Genomic DNA, 19,467 nt, shown 5'->3' with positions numbered 1-19,467 from the left:
AAATAAAGAAGAAAGCGATTCAGCACAGAAAAAAGAAAGGGATGACATAGGGATGAGAGCCGAACGAAGAAAACAATGGAAAAGTCATTGGAAAAAGTATAAGCACCTATATAAAGGATCGCGGATGGAACGGCGCAACAAATGGCGAAATAAGTGGGAAGATAAATATATTGCCAGTTAAATAAAAAGCAGGTTGTAGACAAAGTTGATGTTGACGTTGTCTACAACCATTTTAATTTCAAGAGGCTTAGCAAACAAGGAGCATAGCCGAGTAAAGACGCAAATCGAACAAGAAACGTTCATGAGCGGATGAATAAGGCCAATGACGCAGCCTAAAAGGGCTTGCCTTTGTTAATAGGCAAACCCTTTTAGGCTTTTTATAATAAATAGTAGATACTCGTGGTGCCAGAAGAACGGCTCACGCCGCTTTAGCGTTTGCGCAACATAAATAGCCACATAAATGTCAGCGCCTGTTTTAACTCTGTCGGCAGACCGGAAACAGCCTCTTCATCCACTTCTTTTTTATACACGCCTTTCCCGTCCACAAGTTCCCAGCCATTCTCTTGCGCCAGTTTTTCAAACTCCCATGGCATCATCGTATTGCAAATGACCGACTTGCCGTATAGACGCTGATAGCTGTTGGCTCGAGGGCCTGCTGTCGGACCAAGCAGCCCGACACATAAATAGTGGCCGCGCTTAATGACCCGTTTCATTTCATTTAACGCTTTTAACGGTTCTTCCGTCCATTCAAGCGAATTAATCGCCATCGCCCCGGAAAACGCTTCATCATCAAAGGGCAAATGAGTCAAATCCCCTTGAATAAACCGAAGCTGCTCATTTTCTCCTCTTATTCTCGCTTTTTCCACCATTTCATACGATAAGTCGATGCCTACCACTCGGTAGCCTGACTGCGCCAGCTTCCAGCTTCCATATCCGTCTCCGCATCCTAAATCAATCATTTCGCTCCCAATGGGGATATAGGAGGCAAGAAACGGCAAAATCGTTTTCCTGCTGCCGCGTTCCCACATGTCCTCACTGCTTTTATTCCAAAATTCGGCCCGTTCGTCCCACTGCTTTTTCGCTTCTTCGTGCCATTTAAACATGTTCATGTTCGCTGCTTCCATCTCCTCTAAGTGAAAAAGTGGCTGTAAACCGATTATACATTGATCTTCAATGATTGAGAAGGACCACATGCTTTAGACTAGCATGATAGCAAACTTTATTTTTTCGCTCCCCCCTCTCCCACTTCCACTCTTAGGGTGAGAGACGCGCGGCGGATTAGGTTAAAACTCGATTCCCTTAACAGCGGAAATCCCTTCATGATAATCATGCTTCACCGCTTGCATGTTCGTTACAATATCGGCTAGAGCTATTAATTCCTTTGCGGCTGAGCGCCCCGTAACCACCAGATGAAGATGGGAGGGGCGCATTTTCATCAGCTCGACTACCTCGTCCAAGGAAAGAATATCATCAATAGGAAAACGCTGAATCGCCAGCGCATTATTGAGTTCATCTAAAATCATCAGATCATAGCTTCCCGACATGATTTTTTCCTTGGCAAACCGCCATGCTTCAGCTAATGCTCGACGATGCTCTTGCGGTGTTTTCGTCCATGTAAATCCAGCTCCCATCGCATGTATCTCAATCCCTAATTTTTTCAGCATTATATGCTCTCCATATGTCCGCTCAGGCGATTTAATAAATTGGATGATGGCTACTTTTTTCCCTCTTCCCGCCGCTCGCAGCGCCAGTCCAAGAGCGGCCGTCGTTTTTCCTTTTCCATCACCCGTATACACAATCAGTCTTCCTTTATTTTGTGTCAACGATCTCACCTTCTAATTCAGGAAACCATTGAATGGTTTCCCGCAACTTTACCACTTCTCCGACAAGAATGATCGCTGGATGAGAAATGCCCGCTCCTTCCGCTTTTTCAGCAATATTTTGTAGCGTGCCAACAACCGTGCGCTGCCGCATCGTCGTGCCCCATTCAATAATAGCGACTTTCGTTTCAGGATCCTTTCCATGTTGGATCAGCTGCTGGCAAATATAAGGCAAATTTCCGATCCCCATGTAAAACGCGATCGTGTCGCTCCCATCCGCTAACGCTCTCCAATTTAAGGAATCGGCTCCATGCTTGCTGCGGACATGTCCAGTCACAATGGTAAATGAAGTCGCCAGATGACGATACGTGACCGGAATGCCTGCATAAGCAGCAGCGGCAATGCCTGCGGTAATTCCGGGAATTACTTCAAACGGGATGCCGTGCTTTACTAGCACCTCCGCTTCTTCCCCGCCTCGTCCAAATACAAATGGATCGCCTCCTTTTAGGCGGACTACCATTTTGCCTTGCAGCGCTTTCTCCACAAGCCATTGGTGAATTTGCTCTTGAATGTTGTCATGCTTTCCCGGCTCTTTTCCGGCATATATCAATTGCGCCTCGTTTTTCGCATATTGGAGCAAATCTTGATTAACGAGACGATCATAAATAATGACATCGGCTTTTTGAATACATTCCAATCCATAAACGGTCATCAGCTTCGGATCGCCTGGTCCCGCTCCTACTAAATATACTTTTCCTTTGCTCATGTTTGCTCACCACCTTGCGATACACTCGCTTCTGCAAATGTCGTCATATTCAACATATTCACAGCAAATTGCAGCAACGGAAAGGCCACTGCCGCCCCGCTCCCTTCGCCAAGCCGCATGCTTAAATCAAGGAGCGGCTCTTTTCCTAACAACGTTAATGCCACATGATGGCCCGGTTCTTGCGAGCGATGCCCCGCAATCATATAGTCGGCTGCATAGGGATGAAACAATTTAGCTAGAAGAGCAGCAGTTGTACAAATAAAACCATCAAGTAAAATCGGAATACGCTTTTCCGCCGCGCGCAGCATCGCGCCAGCCATTGCCGCTATTTCGAGGCCGCCAATCTTAGCTAGCAGCTCAAGCGGCTGAGAAGGATCCGGACGATGAAGCCGCAATGCCTGTTCGATGACTTTCGTTTTATGGGCGATCCTATCATCGGAAATACCCGTTCCTTTTCCAACGAGCTGTTCGACTTTTTGGCCGCTTAATGCCGCTAAAATCGCACTGGCAACGGTTGTATTGGCAATTCCCATTTCCCCGACGATCAAACAGCGAATCCCTTGTTCAATCATCTCATTAGCTTGCTGATAACCGACCAATAATGCTTGCTTTGCCTCTTCCTGCGTCATCGCTTCTTTTTCGCAAAAATGATTCGTTCCATATTTAACCTTTTGACGAATAACCCCTTCTTCCGGAATATCGGATGCTACCCCCACATCCACGACAGCAAATAATGCGCCAATTTGTTGGCTAAATGCATTGATCGCCGCCCCGCCGCGCACGAAATTCAGCACCATTTGCGCCGTTACTTCTTGCGGAAACGCAGAAACACCTGTTTTGGCCACTCCGTGGTCGGCAGCAAACAGAAGCACACCAGGCGGGGTCACCTGCGGAACATGAGACCCTGTCATTTTGGCAAGCTCAATGACAAGCTGCTCTAAACGTCCAAGGCTGCCAGGCGGTTTGGTAAGCTGGTTGACATGGGCTTCTACCTTTTGTCCCGCTTGTTCATCTAATGCTGGAATATCAAACAATGGGGTTACCTCCTTTGAAACTCCTTCATTTTTTGTTCAATTGTCTCGATTCGGACATGGCGCTTGACACAATCCGCTAACCGATCAAAGGCCTGCTCGCGCATCGCTCGATACGAAGGACGGTCATATAAAGGCGGAAGCCCTTTGCTGTGCCGGATGTGATTTAATAAATGGGCGCGAAAGGAATCGTTATGAAAAATATCATGAAAATAGGTCCCCCATACCCGTTCATCCTCTGTCTTGCATCCGTCTGTATGGGCTCCCATAGCAATCAGCGAAAGATAGCCGTCACAAGGGGTTGAATGTCCCATATGAATTTCATATCCGCGTACTTGGAAGCGCTCATTGCCAAGCGTCAACACACCCTCTGAAAGCACGGTTGTTTTTTCTTTCTCCAAGGTCGTATCGATCGGAAGAAAGCATAGTCCTTTCAGCTGCTTCACGGTTGTCTCCACGCCGAATGGATCGCGAATATGCCGGCCAAGCATTTGATAGCCGCCGCAAATTCCGATGATGGCGGTATTTCCTTGTTCATAAAGACGATTGATTTCGTCTGCGATTCCACTTTCTTTTATATACAGCAAATCTTCCATCGTATTTTTGCTTCCCGGCAAAATCAATAGATCCGGCTGACCAATTTCTCTTGCTTTTGTAGCAAAACGAACATGACAATCCGGCTCGCTGAAAAATGGATCGATATCGGTAAAATTCGAGATGCGGGGATATTGAACAACGACAATATCAATCTCTTTTTGAGCATTTTTGTATCTAGAAAACTCCGCCAGCTTAACAGAATCTTCTGCATCAATAGGTAAATCCGGCATGTACGGAACGACGCCGAGCACCGGCACATTTGTATAGCCTTCAAACCAATCCAATCCGGGCTGCAAAAGCGCCACATCACCGCGAAATTTATTAATGATCACGCCGATCACTCGTTTGCGGTCGGCTTCTTCTAAAAGTTGCAACGTTCCTACTAAACTTGCAAACACGCCGCCCCGCTCAATATCGCCAATCAAAATGACAGGAGCGTTCGCCATGCGAGCAATACGCATATTGACAAGCTCACGATCGTTTAAATTAATTTCAGCCGGACTTCCGGCTCCTTCGATGACGATTCGATCATATTCAGCCATCAGCTTCCGCAATGAGCGCTCGACAACTTGCAGCCCCATCGCAAAAAATTCGTTTCGATATGCACTTGCTTTCATGTTTCCATACGGTTTTCCGTGGACCACGATCTGCGACTCATTTTCCCGGCTCGGCTTAATTAAGATGGGATTCATATCTGTAGTTGCCACAATTCCCGCTGCTTCTGCCTGTACTCCTTGTGCGCGGCCAATTTCTTTCCCGTCAAACGTGACATATGAATTGAGCGACATATTTTGCGATTTAAATGGAGCTGTTTTCCATCCCTCCTGGGCAAAAATCCGGCAAAAAGCAGTGGTAATGATGCTTTTGCCTGCATCGGAATGCGTTCCTTGAAACATAATCGGCAGCGCTTTAGGCATGATGCTTCATCCTTTCGCATTGTTGAAGCCAACGCTTTACCATATCAGGACATGATGGAAAATACAGATGAATATAGCCAGCGACAAGATTTCCACGCATATAGCCATCCTTTTTCACTCCGCGCAATCCTTTTGCTTCATAGGCAAAATCGCTTTCTGCCAAACGCGTAAAAGTAGAATAATGAAATTCATGACCTCTGGCCGCCGTCCCTTTCGGAAGCAGAAAATGATCTCCTGTTACTTCACGATAACCAAGAGCGGCTAACTTCTCTTGCATGCGCACTCTCCCCGGAATGACACCGACCATCTCGTAAAACGTGCGATCTGTCGTTTCAATTCCTTCTGTCAAAAACATAAATCCTCCGCACTCTGCAAGGGTAGGAATTCCGCGTTCAATGGCCTGCTTTATTGATTGCTTCACATGCTCTTGCTTGGATAGCTGTTCGGCAAATTCTTCCGGAAATCCCCCGCCGATATACAAACCGTCTGAATCATCTGGAACCGTTTCTCCAGCCAGCGGTGAAAAAAACATAAGCTTCGCGCCATATGCTTCCAGCATCTCAAGGTTTTCTGGATAATAGAAATGAAAGGCAGCATCCTTCGCAACCGCGATCCGAACAGAAGAGACAGCATCACTGGATAAAAAAGAAGGCTTCACTTCTAATTCGGGAGCTTGAGCTAATTGCAACAGCCGATCAAGATCAATCGTTTGGGCGATTCGCTCGCCAAGCTTTGCAAAAAAATGGTCAAGCTCGCCGCGTTCAATGGATGGCACGAGTCCCAAATGCCGTTCAGGAATATGTAAATCGTCTTGTTTTTGCAAATATCCAATGACCGGAATGCCGCATTCTTGTTCAATCGCGGCCTTGACTAATCGAAAATGCCCTTCGCTGCCCACGCGATTCGCAATGACTCCAGCAATATGCACGCGCTCATCCAACAGCTGAAAGCCGCGGACAACAGCAGCGGCACTGCGTGCCATCCCTGAACAATCCACCACTAACAACACCGGGCTTTTTGTCAATAAGCTGATTTCGGCCGTCGACCCTTCTATCGAAGTCGCTTGCTTGCCATCAAAGAAGCCCATGACACCTTCAATCACGGCAATGTCTGCTCCTTCCCCCCCTTTTTGGCAGACCGCTTTCACAATGTCCTCTCCGCCCATCCAGCTGTCTAAATTGCGGGATGGACGGCCGGTAACAGCGGCATGATAGGTCGGATCAATATAATCAGGACCGCACTTAAATCCCTGAACCGTATATCCTTTCTTTTTTAGCGCCGCCATCACGCCAATAGTAATGGTTGTTTTGCCGACACCGCTTCCCGTTCCGGCGATCACCATTCTGCGCATTGCCTTTTCTCCTCCTGAAGCAAAGCAACGGAAATCGTTACATTGCCTGATTTTTTCTTCACAAGCGCAAGCGTATCAGCGCCGCTGTACAATTTTGCTGCCGGCTCGCTGACACCATACGCTCCCGTATAACGAAAGACCGTTTCCGAAGGTTGTTCGATCTCCACTTGATTAAGCTGTGCGGGAGAATAACAAATAAACTCCCAACCGTATTTTTGCACAACCTTAAGGAGCCCTTGTTCGTCCTTTTTCAAATCAATTGTACAAATCGCTTTCACGCTCTTCCAGGAAAATTGCAGCTCCTTGAGCGTTTCCATAATGACCGCTTCAATCTCCTCGGCAGATGTGCCACGATTGCAGCCAACGCCAAGAACAAGAACCTTTGGACGATATAGCACGCCATTTTGTAAAATCGCTTCTTCATTTTTGGAAAGCAGCCGATGCGTAACAACAAGGGCCGCATCCGGCTTAGCAGCAAGTGCATCTGCAATCGAAGCATAGATGCGAATATTAGACGGTAAAGGCGTATCATATCGCCACCAATTCCGTTCGCCTGATTCTTGGATAATGGCGACATGCTGCTCATTCACCACCGCAGCGCTCACAGGGGTCAGCTTGTCTTCCGACTCCCATACCCAGCCGAATGAGCGGCCGAATAAATCTACAGCGATCGTTTTTTGAACATCGGAAGCGGTTGTGATAACGGGATGGGCATGCAAAAGTTGAGCTACCTCACGAGTTAATTCGTTCGCCCCGCCAAGATGGCCAGATAATACGCTTATGACATGCTCCCCTTTATCATCAATGACAACAACGGCCGGATCTGTTTTTTTATCCTTTAATAGCGGAGCAATCATCCGCACAACCGCGCCAAGCGAAATAATGAGAATCAACCCACGGTATGTAACAAACAGTGAGGGAAGCAAGAGACGCACATTTCCTTCAAATAAATGAATGCCTTTCTCCTCTTCATCGCCTCTGGCAAATTTGCTCGCGTAATATACACGGGCGCCTGGCAGCTGCTCGCCGATTTGGCGCGCGATAGTCACCCCATGCTTCGTAATCGCAACAACAGCGTACATGCTATTTCTCCCCCTGCCTATATCCATGCGTAAACGTTCGATCATAGAGCTTTGAGCGGTACGAACGCTCAGCTATTGCCGAATCAAGCGCCCATCCTGCCAAGATCAGCGCGTGCTTGCGAATGCCGTTGGCACGCATATCTTCATCTAATGTTCCGACCGTTGAACGGACAATTTTTTGATCTGGCCATGTCGCTTTGTACACTACAACGATTGGCGTTTCCTCGCTCCATCCCGCCTCAAGCAGCGCTTTCGTTACCTTTTTCGTCAACGTGGCGCTTAAAAATAACGCTAGCGTACAATGATGTTTCGCTAATTCCTCCAGCTTTTCCTTCTCAGGAACAGGGGTGCGTCCTTCTGCGCGCGTTAAAATCACGGTCTGGGTTAAATCGGGAACGGTAAGTTCAGCATGAGCAGCAGCCGCTGCTGCAAATACAGAGCTGACACCAGGAACGATTTCAACGCCAATCGCTTCTTTTTTTAATTGAACCATTTGTTCAAGCGTTGCTCCATAGATCGACGGATCGCCGGTATGGAGGCGCACCACTTTTTTGCCGCTTTTGACGCGCTCCACCATCAGCTGAACGATCTGTTCTAAGTACATGCCTGCTGTGTGGAAGATTTCCGCTTCCGGTTTAGCTTGCTTAAGTAAGGCATCATTCACAAGCGAATCTGTATAAAAAATCGCATCCGCTTCTTGGAGCAGCTTTTGCCCTTTCACGGTAATCAGCTCTGGATCGCCGGGTCCGGCACCGACAATATACAGCTTCATTTTTTCACCACCATTAACGTTAAGTATTCGAGCTCTACTCCTTCGAGCTGCTCAATATCCCAAATCACTTCTTCGTTTGATGTCACCTTTGTCACCACCGCGGCTTTTTGTACTAAATCAAGCTCCCGCAACAGCCGCAGCATCATAGGAATGACTTTGGCGACTTTAATAAATACGACACAATCGTGGGTTTCAATCGCTTTTTTCATCTCCTCATAATCATCGCGTGCTGGAATAATGGCGACATGCTCATCGCCATCAGCCAAAGGCAACTGCAAACGGGCGGCAGCCGCATTGACAGATGAGATGCCCGGGATCACTTCGATACGCACATCCGGATAGTTCGTTTGCATCGTTCTCATAAAATGAATAAATGTGCTATATAAAAATGGATCGCCTTCAGTGACAAACGCAACATTTTTTCCAGCAGCAAGATACTCCCACACAATCTGAACCGTTTCCTTCCATTTTTCCCGTAAAACGGAGGAATCCTTTGTCATGGGAAACACGAGACCAAGCATTTCTTTTTCGCTTGGGGAAAAATAAGCTTCAATAATTTGCTGAGCATAGCTTTTACTGCCGCGCTGCTTTTTCGGATAGGCGATCACATCCGCTTCTTTTAAACAGCGAAACGCCTTGACTGTCAATAGCTCTGGATCTCCCGGGCCCACCCCGACACCGTACAGCATTCCGATCATTGTTCTTCTTCCTTCCTATAAGCAGAAATAATATAAATAGGGTTTAGAGCATCAAAGCGGGTCAGCTGCAAAATCGGTTTGCTTCTTGATAATTGCGCCAATGTGATATCAGCCTGAAATCCCCGCTGTTTTAGCCCTTCCGCCGCTTCGTGCAATGTTTCGATCGTCACCGCGTTGATCACGATACGTCCGTTTGGCTTAAGCCTCTCGCAGCAAACATCAAGCAGCCGGTCCATTTCCCCAGATGTACCGCCGATAAAAATCGCATCGGGATCGGGAAATTCATTGAGATGATCCGGCGCACGGCCGTGAACAAGGGTGAAATCCGTGCGGAATTTCCGCATATTCTGCTGGCAAATATCGATATCATATTCATTTTTTTCAATCGCAAATATCGCTCCCTCGCGTGCGATTTTCGCCGCTTCAATCGCTACAGAGCCCGTGCAGGTTCCGATATCCCAAACAACGCTCGTTTCCCGCAGCTGAAGGGCACTAACGCTTAAAATCCGAATCTCTTTTTTTGTAATTAGCCCTTTTTCTGGTTTGCGCTGCAAAAAGGCTTCATCATCGATTCCAAAAGGCCAAATAGGTCCGGCTTCTTTTTTTTGCAAAATAACAATATTTAAAGGATGAAATTCGGTTTGTGCCATCTCTTCCAATTCAAAAAAGCGGCACCGCTCCTCATCGCTGCCGAGATTTTCCCCTACAAATGCGCGATATTCTGTCATTCCATACGAAAGCAGGTAACTAGCAATCTCGTTCGGTGAATGCTCTGCATCCGTTAAAATCGCTACTTTATCGCGCCCGTCAATTCGTTGCGCCAGTCCTTTCATGCTTCGACCATGCACGCTGACAACATATGCATCCTGCCAGCTCTCTCCCATCTTCGCAAATGCCCACTGTAGCGAGCTGACAGATGGATACACTTCAATTGGAAGCTTGCGAGATAAGTAGCTACCGATCCCATAAAAAAGCGGATCGCCCGATGCTAAAATCACGGTGCGCTTTTCTTCCGTGCGCAGCCGTTCGACAAGAGCAGAGAGACCGTTTTTGATCACCAGCTTTTCCCCTCGGTAATCGGAAAAAAACGATAAATGGCGTTCTCCCCCGACCAATCGTTCACTATTTTCGATCCATTGTGCATACAAGGACGGCAGACTTTGTTTTCCGTCTGCGCCAATACCGATCAGTTTAATCGGTTGCATCCGCTTGCACCGCCTTTCCTAAAAATTGTCCGCTCATCGTATAAAGAGAGGTTTCCACCACAAGACCGCCGCCAACTTCTCTTAAAGCAGAAGCGCAGCAATGCTCACATAGTTTTTCAAAAAATGACATGTGTGCTGCTTCATACATCAGATCGCCGACTTGTGAGGCGGTATTGGCTTCCTGAATGGAACGAACAAGTTCAGGAGAAGCCCCCGACGCTTGAGCAATCGATGCTAAGAAATGAAAATCAACAGGAGCGCTTTTTGAATGGACCATCATGACTCCTTGAGCAATTTTCGAAAACTTCCCCATCATTCCAACCATCGATACCGTTTTGATTCCTTGCCTTTTACATTGCTTAAGCGTAAATCCAACAAAATCCCCCATCTCAATAAACGCTTCCTCTGGCAGATAAGGATATTGCTTCATCGCATACTTTTCGCTTCTTCCTCCTGTCGTTATGACGACATGATGACAACCCGTCGCTTTGGCTACTTGAATCGCCCGAACAATACTTGCTCGATAAGCAGATGTTGAAAAAGGGACAACGATGCCGCGCGTTCCTAAAATAGAAATGCCACCGATAATGCCAAGCCGGGCATTTAACGTTTTTTTCGCGATTTCTTCTCCTTTTGGAACAGAAATCACGATACGTATACCACCAACCCTTCCGTATTGCTGAAGGACATCTCGCGCGGCCTCGATAATCATTTTGCGCGGCACTGGATTGATAGCTGCCTCTCCGACAGAGACGGGCAACCCCGGCTTCGTTACCCGTCCTACCCCTTCTCCTCCATCTAGTTCAATTCGATGATCTTCCATCCAGGAAACGGTCGAAACAATTTCCGCTCCATGCGTAGCATCCGGATCATCTCCGCCATCCTTGATGACAGCGGCTGTTGCCCTATTGCCAACAATTTCGCACCGTTCCACTGCAAAAGTGACCCATCTCCCTACAGGCAAATAGATCGTCGTCTCCGTTTGCGGAATGCCCGTAATGAGAGCGGTCAGCGCTGCTTTGGTCGCCGCAGTGGCACAAGCGCCTGTCGTATATCCTTCACGCAATTTCGTTTCTCCCATCTTCTACCCTCGCTCAGCTAAAATCGAAAGTGCATTCAGCGCCGCTACCGTGACTGTGCTGCCTCCTTTTCGTCCGATATTCGTAATAAACGGAACATCTAACTTTGCAAGCTCCTCTTTCGACTCGGCAGCCGATACGAATCCGACAGGCAAGCCAATCACTAATCCCGGCCGCGCTTCTCCTTCTTTAATGAGGCGAATCAGTTCAAGCAATGCCGTTGGTGCATTTCCAATCGCAAAAATGCCCCCATCGGCTTCTTTGACCGCTTTCCGCATAGAAACGATCGCTCTTGTCGTATTCAATCGCTTCGCTTCTTCTATCACATCAGGATCAGAAATGTAGACGTGCACACTTCCGCCATATTTTTCAATTCTTGCTTTATTCACGCCAACTTGCACCATTTGGACGTCAGCGACTACTTTTTTCCCTTCACGAATCGCTTGAATACCTGCGCTGATCGCATGTGGATGAAACAGCAGGCTTTTTCCCAATTCAAAATCAGCTGATGCATGAATGACACGTTGAACAATTGGATATTGCTGTTCCGTAAAAGGGTGCTCTCCCATCTCTTCATCAATGATTTGAAAACTGCGTTCTTCAATTTGCTGCGGTTGAATCGTCACAGGACGAAATTCTGTACGAAAGTCCATTGGCAAAACTCCTTTCATTTATAATCGTGGTAAGGATTCCTTCAGCGCAGCAAGGACGTCGGAAAATTCGGAATAGACCGTGCCATACTGAATCGATGGTCTGCGAATGACAATCGTTTCAATTCCCATTTCTTCAGCAGCGGAGATTTTTTCATCGACAAATCCCACTTTGCCGCTTTCCTTTGTAATCAAAAGTGTGACGCCAAAATGTTTAAAAAGCGCGAGATCTAATTCTTTCGTAAACGGTCCTTGCATCGCTACAATATTTTCTTGAGGAAATTGCAGCTTTTCGCACTTTTCCATATTATCCTTGCGCGGAAGCATGCGAGCAATCACACGCACATCCGGCAAACCAAGCAGCTTGTCCGCAAAGATAGGCAGCGTTTTGCTCCCAGTCGTCAGCATAATAACCCCTTTTTTTATTGCTGCTAAATGAGCGGCTTCCTCATAGGTATCAACGAATGTGACGCGTTCATACGCCAACAGAACAGATTTTCGTTCATAACGAATATAGGGAACGTTAGCATCCTGAGCCGCTTTTATTGCATTTTTCGAAGCTTCTTCAGCAAATGGATGACTGGCATCAACAATGGCTTGAGCTTTTTTTGTATAAACGAGCTCCGTCAATTGAGCGGCTGTCAAACGGCCGAGGTGAACTGAAATCCCTGCGCTTTCCAATTGCTCGGCTGCGTGCTCTGTGACGACAGTCGCCATCACACGATAGCCCGCTTGCTGAATTTCAAGCGCCAATTCCCGCGCATCGCTTGTACCTGCTAAAACAATAATCATAGCATCTCTCCTTAATGATGATGGTGGTGGTGATGATGGTGATCGGCCATATGCAAGCGATATTGGCATAAATCGCAATTCATCTTCACCGTTTGTCCAAGGGCTTCCTCTAAGCGATCAAGCACAATCGTTTGCAGCTTTGGGTGAAACCCGAAATACCCAGCTAAAGCAAACTGTATTTGCGGATAACGACTGCTAAACTCGGAAACTTTGGCTTCAAGCCTTTTGATAAGAACGCCGGTAAATAGAAAATACGGCAAAATAACAATCTTTTTCGCACCAAGTTTTATACAGCGTTCCACCCCTTCCTCTAAAAGCGGAGCTGTGACCCCCATAAACGCCGGCTCAACGAGCGAGTAGTTCGTTCGTTCCCAAAACAGCCGTGCGATTTTATATAAATCGCTATTGGCATCAGGATCGCTGCCCCCACGTCCAAGCAGCAAAATAGCGGTATTAGGATCAGGAGCTTCCACATTTTCACCAATTTCTTGCAATCTTTCTTTTAAAATAGTAAATGTTTGCTCATGAATGCCAATCGGTCTACCATATATAAAGGTGACATGCGGATATTGCTGTTTCGCTTCATCGATTGCAGCTGGAACATGTAGCTTGGAATGGCCAGCCGCAAGCAAAATAATCGGAATGACGATCACTTCATCTGCTCCTTCTTCAACACAGCGTTTCATTCCTTCCAACATCGTCGGCAAGCCAAACTCTAAAAAACATGTTTCAATATGATAGCGAGCATCCACTTGGGGACGCAAACGCTCCACAAATTGGATGACTTGTTCGTTCCCTTCCGGATCCCGGCTTCCGTGTCCTACAAATAAAATCGCCTTCACTCTTTTTTCCCCCTATTCTCCACACGCCGAAACTTCGATTTTTTGATTGGTGCGAGGTTCTTGGTAAACAAAACCTCCTGCTTTTTTTACTCTTTGGAAAAATTTATGGAATCTTTCATTAGGATGCCCGTGTTCCTTATATTCTTGAATAATTTGTATGACGACAGGAACGATTTGCTCAGGCGGTATCCCCTCTGCCACAAGCTGCCCAGGATGGGCATTCCTCCCAATCGTTTTTCCACCTAAAAATAAATCAAACGCGCCTTTGCGGTAGACAATGCCTATATCTTCTCTTACCGCTCCGTAGCACGCCATTCCACAGCCGTTAATTCCCAGCTTTAGCTCTTTTGGCAGCGCCATTCCTCCCAGCTTTTCGTGCAGCTGTTCAGCGTATGGAATCCCCTCTTTTTTCTCACCATCGCAAAAATCGCATGCTTTAACGGTTAATACGTTGCCAATCGGCATGACAACAAGACCTGCTTCCTTCAATTTTCGAACCATGTCATCAGGACGGTCTGTCAACATTTCCAGCTTTAAATAATGATCCGGTGTATACATCATCTTGCCACGGTTCCCGACCATTTCAGCAATCAGCAGCATTTGCTGTGGCGTAAAGGCCTTATTCGCGACTCCCGGACTTACTGCCAGTTCAAAAATCTCCTCGATTGCTCTCGCTTGTTCGTATTGACGAATGGCCACTTTTTGCAGGGCTTCTTCCGCTGTTTTGCGCACACTCTCTGTTTCTTCTGTTTGATCGAGCGCCCACGGCTCGGCCTCCTTGCGCAGCCGTTCGTGCGGTTTTAGCCGCTGCTCCAGCTTATCCAAGCTATATTTCCGCTGGTATCCGCGCGGCGTAATCATCAGCCCATCATGCACAAATGTCGATGAATTGCCAATAATGACAGTCGTTAGCATACCTATATCATGTTCCAGCATATGTTCTAGATCTGTCATAACCACATTCTGCCGGGGGCGGTATGCGCTTTTCACCAGACCAACAGGGGTTTGTGGAGAACGGTAGCGCAGCAAAATGCGCTGAGCTTCGACAATTTGCCTCGTTCTCCTTCCGCTTTTTGGGTTATAAAGAGCAATGACAAAATCGGCCATCGCCGCTGCTTCAATCCGTTTCTCAATCACCGCCCACGGCGTCAAGTGATCGCTTAAGCTAATGGTACAAGCATCGTGCATAATAGGGGCCCCTAATAGCGCTGCACATGAATGGATGGCAGAAACTCCGGGAATGATTTCGACTTCTATTCCGCTTTCTTTTGTCCATCCCTTCTCAATTAATACCTCATATACAAGTCCCGCCATGCCATACACTCCTGCATCGCCGCTTGAAATAACCGCTACTTTCTTGCCCTTTTCCGCCCATTTCACCGCTTCCTGCGCTCGGCTCACCTCTTCTGTCATACCTGTGCTGATAATCGGCTTTTCTCCTATTAAATCCGCCACAAGCTCGATGTAAGTCTTATAGCCAATCACAATATCACTTTCTTCAATCGCTTGTCGTGCCCGTTTCGTCATGTGGTCGGCACTGCCCGGCCCAAATCCGATGACCAATAATTTTCCTTGCATTGTTTCACCTCTTTCTTTATGATTCAGCCTTCTCCTTTAGCCATGAAGGTTTAACAAGACGACAGCCGAGATTATGTCAGCAAAAGGTCAGATAGCAACGCTTCCAAAGTTCATCAATGTTTGAAAGCGGCTTGCGGCTCAAGAATTCAGCCATCAAAACTATAAAATGATGCCTCTATCACTCTAGAAGGCTGGGAACCTAGCAAACTGGCTAACCGTTTATGATTTAGTCTGATTTAAAGCATTTAAGAATCTTAAAAAAGCGCGTTCGCGTACCATTCTGCTTTTTCGCCTAATCGTTGCTTCAGCTCGCAAATATCGCGAGGGATTTTTGCGTCTTCGGGAAAAAGGGCGTTCCAAACGGAAGCAAGCAGCGGAATGCCGAGACGGTATTCTTGCAGTACGCTCGGCCGTGCAAACAGCTCTTGCGGTTCCCCGTGCATCACAATTTGCCCATCATGCATCACAAAGACGATGTCAGCCCATTTCAAAACAAAGTCAAAATCGTGAGTCGCAATGAATACCGTTGTTCCTGCTTGATGAATATCATTGATTTTTTCTACCAATCGCTCTGTTTGTAAGAGATCCAAATAGGCTGTCGGTTCATCTAACACTAGCAAATGCGGCCTCATGGCCATCACCGAAGCAAGAGTCAGCCATTTTTTTTGGCCGAGACTTAAATGGTGGACAGGCTTGTCCATCCATGATTGCAGGCCAAATTCACGAACCGTTCTGGCGATTTCCTGATTGATTTCTGCTTCATGTAGCCCCAGCTGATGCAAGCCAAAGGCTAATTCATCTCTCACAACAGGAGCCAAAAGCTGATGTTCTGGATTTTGAAAAACAATGCCTACCTCTCGGCGCCATTGTTGAATCGTTTGGCGCCGGTCATCCATTTTTTGCTCTTTCCAATAGATGCATCCGCGATTGGGGCGCAACAGCCCGTTCATATGCAAAAATAACGTCGTTTTCCCACAGCCATTATGGCCAATAAGCGCATATTTTTTCCCTCTGAAAATCTGAAGAGACACTCCCTTCAGCACTTCTTGGCCATGAGGATATTGGTAATACACCTCTTCTAATCTCAACATCTTTTTTTCCTCTCGATCATCTCATCCATATGAGTACCCCCATTCCGGCAATCGCCTCTACAATATAGCGCTTGCTCCATACACCACGCGTTTCGTTTTGAATATAGACAAGCTCATCGGAAAACCCGCGCGCCCGTAATGCGAGCAATAAAGCATGGTAAGCGCCCCATACTTTTTGCCAAAGCTGAAAAATAAGCATGGCGCCATGCCGCCAATGACTGCCGCCGTTGCGTGCTTTCATCGCCGTATACAATTCCTCCGCCGCCTGCTCAAACACAAAGACAAATCGATACATAAAAAATAGTAATTCAATCATAACGGATGGTATTTTCAGTTTTTTTAATACATAGAGCAACTCTGGAAACGGCGTTGTTACTAAAAGGAAAAATAAGCACGACCATGCTGCAATGGAGCGCAGCGATACATCGATTGCTGTCGGAATATTTCCTCGATTCACGGATATGTGCCATGAATCAAGGGAAATAAGCAAAATCGGCCAGCTAATTAAAAGGAAAAGGATGACCATTCCCAACGTTTTTACATATACTTTCCAAGAAACACCTGCATACCCAATCGTCCATATGGCTAGCCAGAAAATAATAAAAAGATGCGTTCCTCTGCTTCCTACCATAGTGTTCAAAAGCAAGAGAAAAGAGAATAAAGTCTTTTGTTCAGGCCGCAGACGGCGCAGACGATTATGATAGGCAATCATGTCAAAATGCCGAATCATTCCGCTTCATCTCTTCGACCGGCTCGACCTTTATAAACGCCGATAATATAGCCAATCACCCCGGCGCCAAGCGCGGCTTGCAAAGAAAATAACAATGTTTCCACTTCCCCACCCGGCGGTGAAAAGATCGTCTCAAACCAAGGCTTATAATCCGGGACGATCGTTTGAATCGCTTTTTCCGCTTGATCATCTGTACCGCCAAAATCCGAATTGCGAACCAATAGCAAGGGAGCGACAGCTAATACAAAAGCAAGAACAATAAGCAATAGATTTCGCTTCATCTGCTAGGCTCCTTTCTGAAGTTGATTCAGCTCTCGACTGCTGTAAGTAGATAAAAAGTTCCACACAACAACAGTCAGCAGCCCTTCGGTGATCGCGAGCGGTATTTGCGTAATCGCAAAAATTCCGGCAAATTTAAGAAATGAAGCTGCTACTCCTCCTGTTGTGTCGGGAAAAGCAAGCGCCAATTGCCATGATGTAACTACATATGTGGCCAAGTCAGAAAGAAAAGCGGCTAAAAAAATGACAAATCGCTGCGAAATGTTATACCTTTTTCCTAAACGATACACCCCGTATGCTACTAGCGGACCGCATACCGCCATGGACACCGCGTTCGCTCCTAATGTCGTCAATCCCCCATGCGCCAGTAGTAACGCTTGGAATAAAAGAACGATGCTCCCCATCACCGTCATCGTTAGCGGACCAAATAAGACGGCCCCGAGCCCGACTCCAGTCGGATGGGAGCTGCTGCCTGTCACCGATGGGATTTTTAACGCCGAAAGTACAAAGGTAAAAGCTCCTGAAAGCGCAATCAACAATTTTAATTCAGGATGGCGCTTTGTGATCTTCATCAGCGCTCGCACTCCTGCGATGAAAAACGGCAGAAAAACAATCCACCAAAATAGCGCCCATTTCATCGGCAAAAATCCTTCCATAATATGCATAGCATAGGCTGGTGTGCCGCTATTGACAGTAAAATAAACAACAAGGCCACATAGCAGCAGCAGAAACTTCCATTGCTTCATACCCTCTCCTCCTTGATGCTAGCTTTTTTAGTAATGCCAACCGCAGCTGTTGGATGGCACATCGATAATCCATCTTCTCCATACTGATAGGTGACAATATCTTTTAAAGGATCCCCATCTTTTAAATGTGTTTGGACAAGCTCTCTTCCTTTATCCGGCGTCACCCCCTTGTACCAAACTCCTTGCGGATACACGATTACGACGCACGCATCATTACAGCGGCCATTGCAGCGCGTTCTCGTTGTGTGTACAGTGCTGTCCAATTCCAGCCGCGCAATTTCATCACGAATGGCGATTGTCACCTCCTCTCCGCCTTTTCGCATGCAGCTGCCGCCGTTACAGATCAATATGTGATGCTTTACTCCAGTTAAATTCCACGTTGTCACACCGATCCTCTCCTTTTTGATGAAATAAAAAAGCACCTCTATCGATAGAGGTGCAGAAAAATGCATACGGCCAATCACAAATGCATATGTATACCATTCCCCCGCACGTCTACCTATAATCCCGTAGGTATCCGGCCGAGCAAATAAGGCAGGTCTCCTGACTTAGAATCATCGCTTCATTGCGCCTTCCCGAAGTTTCCTTCAGTGACATGATGCAATGAAGCTCCTCATCACAGTGGCGGGTACCGTGACGGCTTTTCACCGTACTTCCCTTTTAAGCCTGTCCCAATAGAGAAAGGCACCTTACTTGCTTTAGCAAACGATTCAATGATTCAGTTGTTCCTCCACAATGATATGATGAATTTTCGAAAAAAGTCAACCATTTTTATTTTTCGAACAGTTTTGTTTTAGCGACAACAACTCCATCGCTATCAACATACACATGCGCGCCCGGCTCCCAATGTACGCCCCCGAATTCAAGAACGCGATCACGCGCCCCTTTCCCTTCTTTTTTGCTTTTGACAGGGCATGTCCCAAGAGCGATTACGCCAAGCGGCATTTGCGCAATTTCAGCTGAATCGCGAATGCAACCATGGACAATCACGCCTACAAGTCCTCGTTCACAAGCGATTTGTGCCAGACGATCTCCGAGCAATGCACAATTTCGCGAACCTTTTCCATCAACAACTAACACCGTGCCTGCCGGAATGGTTTCTAGCGCTTCGCGAACGAGCACATTGTCCTCGAATACCTCAACAGTGGCAATCGGTCCGGAAAACTCTGTTTTTCCGCCATAAGAATGCAACGGTAATTGGCACACTTGCAGCTCCGACAAAAATTGATCACATAAATCTGCTGTCTTCATTTAATTTCCCTTCCCTCATTTTTCTTTGTCTATTAAATCCTTTTGACATTTTGAAAAAAAATCCTGCAAAATCCGTCAAAAAAAAACAGAGGAACGGTGAAATAAGAAGAACTAATATGGTTTCCCGCAAGTGTGGATGATCATTTTACTAAAAATATGGAATGATTGAGCTAGACACAAGCTTTTCTGC

The 19,467-nt window shown here is 46.7% G+C and carries 21 protein-coding genes and 1 riboswitch; all 21 genes read right to left on the bottom strand.

The window, feature by feature from the left end; genetic code table 11:
• Positions 1-428: 428 nt before the first annotated feature.
• Positions 429-1,109, bottom strand: a complete 681-nt coding sequence (locus tag AT864_RS12135) for a bifunctional 2-polyprenyl-6-hydroxyphenol methylase/3-demethylubiquinol 3-O-methyltransferase UbiG (RefSeq protein ID WP_066149215.1) — start codon at positions 1,107-1,109, stop codon at positions 429-431.
• 174 nt (positions 1,110-1,283) lie between these two features.
• Positions 1,284-1,823 carry a cob(I)yrinic acid a,c-diamide adenosyltransferase gene (gene cobO, locus AT864_RS12130; protein WP_066149213.1) on the bottom strand — a complete coding sequence of 180 codons (540 nt, stop codon included), beginning with the start codon at positions 1,821-1,823 and terminating at the stop codon, positions 1,284-1,286.
• Positions 1,810-2,586, bottom strand: a complete 777-nt coding sequence (cobA, locus tag AT864_RS12125; RefSeq protein ID WP_044743459.1) for a uroporphyrinogen-III C-methyltransferase — start codon at positions 2,584-2,586, stop codon at positions 1,810-1,812. The genes cobO and cobA overlap by 14 nt, the downstream gene beginning before the upstream one ends.
• Positions 2,583-3,620: a nicotinate-nucleotide--dimethylbenzimidazole phosphoribosyltransferase gene (cobT, locus tag AT864_RS12120; RefSeq protein ID WP_066149211.1), complete on the bottom strand. Its 1,038-nt coding sequence runs from the start codon at positions 3,618-3,620 to the stop codon at positions 2,583-2,585. Before cobT ends, cobA begins: the two co-directional genes overlap by 4 nt.
• Positions 3,621-3,625: 5 nt before the next feature.
• A complete protein-coding gene (locus AT864_RS12115; RefSeq protein ID WP_066149208.1) occupies positions 3,626-5,131 on the bottom strand; it encodes a cobyric acid synthase in 1,506 nt (501 codons plus the stop codon).
• A complete protein-coding gene (locus tag AT864_RS12110) occupies positions 5,124-6,482 on the bottom strand; it encodes a cobyrinate a,c-diamide synthase (RefSeq protein WP_066149206.1) in 1,359 nt (452 codons plus the stop codon). Before AT864_RS12110 ends, AT864_RS12115 begins: the two co-directional genes overlap by 8 nt.
• Complete coding sequence (locus AT864_RS12105; RefSeq protein WP_066149204.1) at positions 6,467-7,564, bottom strand: cobalt-precorrin 5A hydrolase; 1,098 nt, start codon at positions 7,562-7,564, stop codon at positions 6,467-6,469. The genes AT864_RS12110 and AT864_RS12105 overlap by 16 nt, the downstream gene beginning before the upstream one ends.
• A 1-nt stretch (position 7,565) precedes the next feature.
• Positions 7,566-8,336 (bottom strand): precorrin-4 C(11)-methyltransferase, encoded by a 771-nt coding sequence (gene cobM, locus AT864_RS12100; protein ID WP_066149202.1) that lies wholly within the window; start codon positions 8,334-8,336, stop codon positions 7,566-7,568.
• Positions 8,333-9,034 (bottom strand): precorrin-2 C(20)-methyltransferase, encoded by a 702-nt coding sequence (gene cobI / locus AT864_RS12095; RefSeq protein WP_066149200.1) that lies wholly within the window; start codon positions 9,032-9,034, stop codon positions 8,333-8,335. The genes cobM and cobI overlap by 4 nt, the downstream gene beginning before the upstream one ends.
• Positions 9,031-10,239 (bottom strand): bifunctional cobalt-precorrin-7 (C(5))-methyltransferase/cobalt-precorrin-6B (C(15))-methyltransferase, encoded by a 1,209-nt coding sequence (locus AT864_RS12090; protein ID WP_066149198.1) that lies wholly within the window; start codon positions 10,237-10,239, stop codon positions 9,031-9,033. The genes cobI and AT864_RS12090 overlap by 4 nt, the downstream gene beginning before the upstream one ends.
• Positions 10,226-11,320 carry a cobalt-precorrin-5B (C(1))-methyltransferase gene (locus tag AT864_RS12085; RefSeq protein ID WP_066149196.1) on the bottom strand — a complete coding sequence of 365 codons (1,095 nt, stop codon included), beginning with the start codon at positions 11,318-11,320 and terminating at the stop codon, positions 10,226-10,228. Before AT864_RS12085 ends, AT864_RS12090 begins: the two co-directional genes overlap by 14 nt.
• Positions 11,321-11,323: 3 nt before the next feature.
• Positions 11,324-11,971, bottom strand: coding sequence for a precorrin-8X methylmutase (locus AT864_RS12080; RefSeq protein ID WP_066149194.1), 648 nt, complete (start codon positions 11,969-11,971; stop codon positions 11,324-11,326).
• 18 nt (positions 11,972-11,989) lie between these two features.
• The gene (gene cobK / locus AT864_RS12075) at positions 11,990-12,760 is read right to left on the bottom strand and encodes a precorrin-6A reductase (RefSeq protein ID WP_066149190.1); all 771 of its coding nucleotides are present in this window, start codon (positions 12,758-12,760) and stop codon (positions 11,990-11,992) included.
• An 11-nt stretch (positions 12,761-12,771) separates the two neighbouring features.
• On the bottom strand, positions 12,772-13,602 hold the full coding sequence (locus tag AT864_RS12070; RefSeq protein ID WP_066149188.1) for a sirohydrochlorin chelatase: 831 nt from the start codon (positions 13,600-13,602) through the stop codon (positions 12,772-12,774).
• Positions 13,603-13,614: 12 nt separating this feature from the next.
• The gene (gene cobJ, locus AT864_RS12065) at positions 13,615-15,180 is read right to left on the bottom strand and encodes a precorrin-3B C(17)-methyltransferase (protein WP_066149186.1); all 1,566 of its coding nucleotides are present in this window, start codon (positions 15,178-15,180) and stop codon (positions 13,615-13,617) included.
• Positions 15,181-15,434: 254 nt separating this feature from the next.
• The gene (locus AT864_RS12060; protein WP_066149184.1) at positions 15,435-16,271 is read right to left on the bottom strand and encodes an energy-coupling factor ABC transporter ATP-binding protein; all 837 of its coding nucleotides are present in this window, start codon (positions 16,269-16,271) and stop codon (positions 15,435-15,437) included.
• A 16-nt stretch (positions 16,272-16,287) separates the two neighbouring features.
• Positions 16,288-17,001 carry a cobalt ECF transporter T component CbiQ gene (gene cbiQ, locus AT864_RS12055; RefSeq protein WP_066149182.1) on the bottom strand — a complete coding sequence of 238 codons (714 nt, stop codon included), beginning with the start codon at positions 16,999-17,001 and terminating at the stop codon, positions 16,288-16,290.
• Positions 16,998-17,282, bottom strand: coding sequence for an energy-coupling factor ABC transporter substrate-binding protein (locus AT864_RS12050; RefSeq protein WP_066149180.1), 285 nt, complete (start codon positions 17,280-17,282; stop codon positions 16,998-17,000). The genes cbiQ and AT864_RS12050 overlap by 4 nt, the downstream gene beginning before the upstream one ends.
• A gap of 3 nt (positions 17,283-17,285) precedes the next feature.
• Positions 17,286-18,026 carry an energy-coupling factor ABC transporter permease gene (locus tag AT864_RS12045; RefSeq protein ID WP_066149178.1) on the bottom strand — a complete coding sequence of 247 codons (741 nt, stop codon included), beginning with the start codon at positions 18,024-18,026 and terminating at the stop codon, positions 17,286-17,288.
• Positions 18,023-18,412, bottom strand: a complete 390-nt coding sequence (locus AT864_RS12040; protein ID WP_066149333.1) for a ferredoxin — start codon at positions 18,410-18,412, stop codon at positions 18,023-18,025. The genes AT864_RS12045 and AT864_RS12040 overlap by 4 nt, the downstream gene beginning before the upstream one ends.
• A gap of 129 nt (positions 18,413-18,541) precedes the next feature.
• Positions 18,542-18,733, bottom strand: a riboswitch (cobalamin riboswitch).
• A gap of 64 nt (positions 18,734-18,797) precedes the next feature.
• Positions 18,798-19,277, bottom strand: coding sequence for a ribonuclease E activity regulator RraA (rraA, locus tag AT864_RS12035; protein ID WP_066149176.1), 480 nt, complete (start codon positions 19,275-19,277; stop codon positions 18,798-18,800).
• Between the last annotated feature and the right edge of the window lie 190 nt (positions 19,278-19,467).

This window comes from Anoxybacillus sp. P3H1B (assembly GCF_001560855.1).
In the GTDB taxonomy this organism is placed as follows: domain Bacteria; phylum Bacillota; class Bacilli; order Bacillales; family Anoxybacillaceae; genus Anoxybacteroides; species Anoxybacteroides rupiense.
Note: the sequence above shows the minus strand (reverse complement) of the source record. Positions and strands in the feature narration are given on the sequence as shown.

Coding starts and splice junctions, on each gene's coding strand:
- rraA (WP_066149176.1), bottom strand. CDS start 19,277: ATGAAGACAGCAGATTTATGTGATCAATTTTTGTCGGAGCTGCAAGTG.
- AT864_RS12085 (WP_066149196.1), bottom strand. CDS start 11,320: ATGGGAGAAACGAAATTGCGTGAAGGATATACGACAGGCGCTTGTGCC.
- cobM (WP_066149202.1), bottom strand. CDS start 8,336: ATGAAGCTGTATATTGTCGGTGCCGGACCCGGCGATCCAGAGCTGATT.
- AT864_RS12115 (WP_066149208.1), bottom strand. CDS start 5,131: ATGCCTAAAGCGCTGCCGATTATGTTTCAAGGAACGCATTCCGATGCA.
- cobI (WP_066149200.1), bottom strand. CDS start 9,034: ATGATCGGAATGCTGTACGGTGTCGGGGTGGGCCCGGGAGATCCAGAG.
- AT864_RS12080 (WP_066149194.1), bottom strand. CDS start 11,971: ATGGACTTTCGTACAGAATTTCGTCCTGTGACGATTCAACCGCAGCAA.
- AT864_RS12060 (WP_066149184.1), bottom strand. CDS start 16,271: ATGTTGAGATTAGAAGAGGTGTATTACCAATATCCTCATGGCCAAGAA.
- AT864_RS12090 (WP_066149198.1), bottom strand. CDS start 10,239: ATGCAACCGATTAAACTGATCGGTATTGGCGCAGACGGAAAACAAAGT.
- cobK (WP_066149190.1), bottom strand. CDS start 12,760: ATGATTATTGTTTTAGCAGGTACAAGCGATGCGCGGGAATTGGCGCTT.
- AT864_RS12110 (WP_066149206.1), bottom strand. CDS start 6,482: ATGCGCAGAATGGTGATCGCCGGAACGGGAAGCGGTGTCGGCAAAACA.
- cobA (WP_044743459.1), bottom strand. CDS start 2,586: ATGAGCAAAGGAAAAGTATATTTAGTAGGAGCGGGACCAGGCGATCCG.
- AT864_RS12050 (WP_066149180.1), bottom strand. CDS start 17,282: ATGAAGCGAAATCTATTGCTTATTGTTCTTGCTTTTGTATTAGCTGTC.
- AT864_RS12135 (WP_066149215.1), bottom strand. CDS start 1,109: ATGAACATGTTTAAATGGCACGAAGAAGCGAAAAAGCAGTGGGACGAA.
- cbiQ (WP_066149182.1), bottom strand. CDS start 17,001: ATGATTCGGCATTTTGACATGATTGCCTATCATAATCGTCTGCGCCGT.
- cobJ (WP_066149186.1), bottom strand. CDS start 15,180: ATGCAAGGAAAATTATTGGTCATCGGATTTGGGCCGGGCAGTGCCGAC.
- AT864_RS12105 (WP_066149204.1), bottom strand. CDS start 7,564: ATGTACGCTGTTGTTGCGATTACGAAGCATGGGGTGACTATCGCGCGC.
- AT864_RS12045 (WP_066149178.1), bottom strand. CDS start 18,026: ATGAAGCAATGGAAGTTTCTGCTGCTGCTATGTGGCCTTGTTGTTTAT.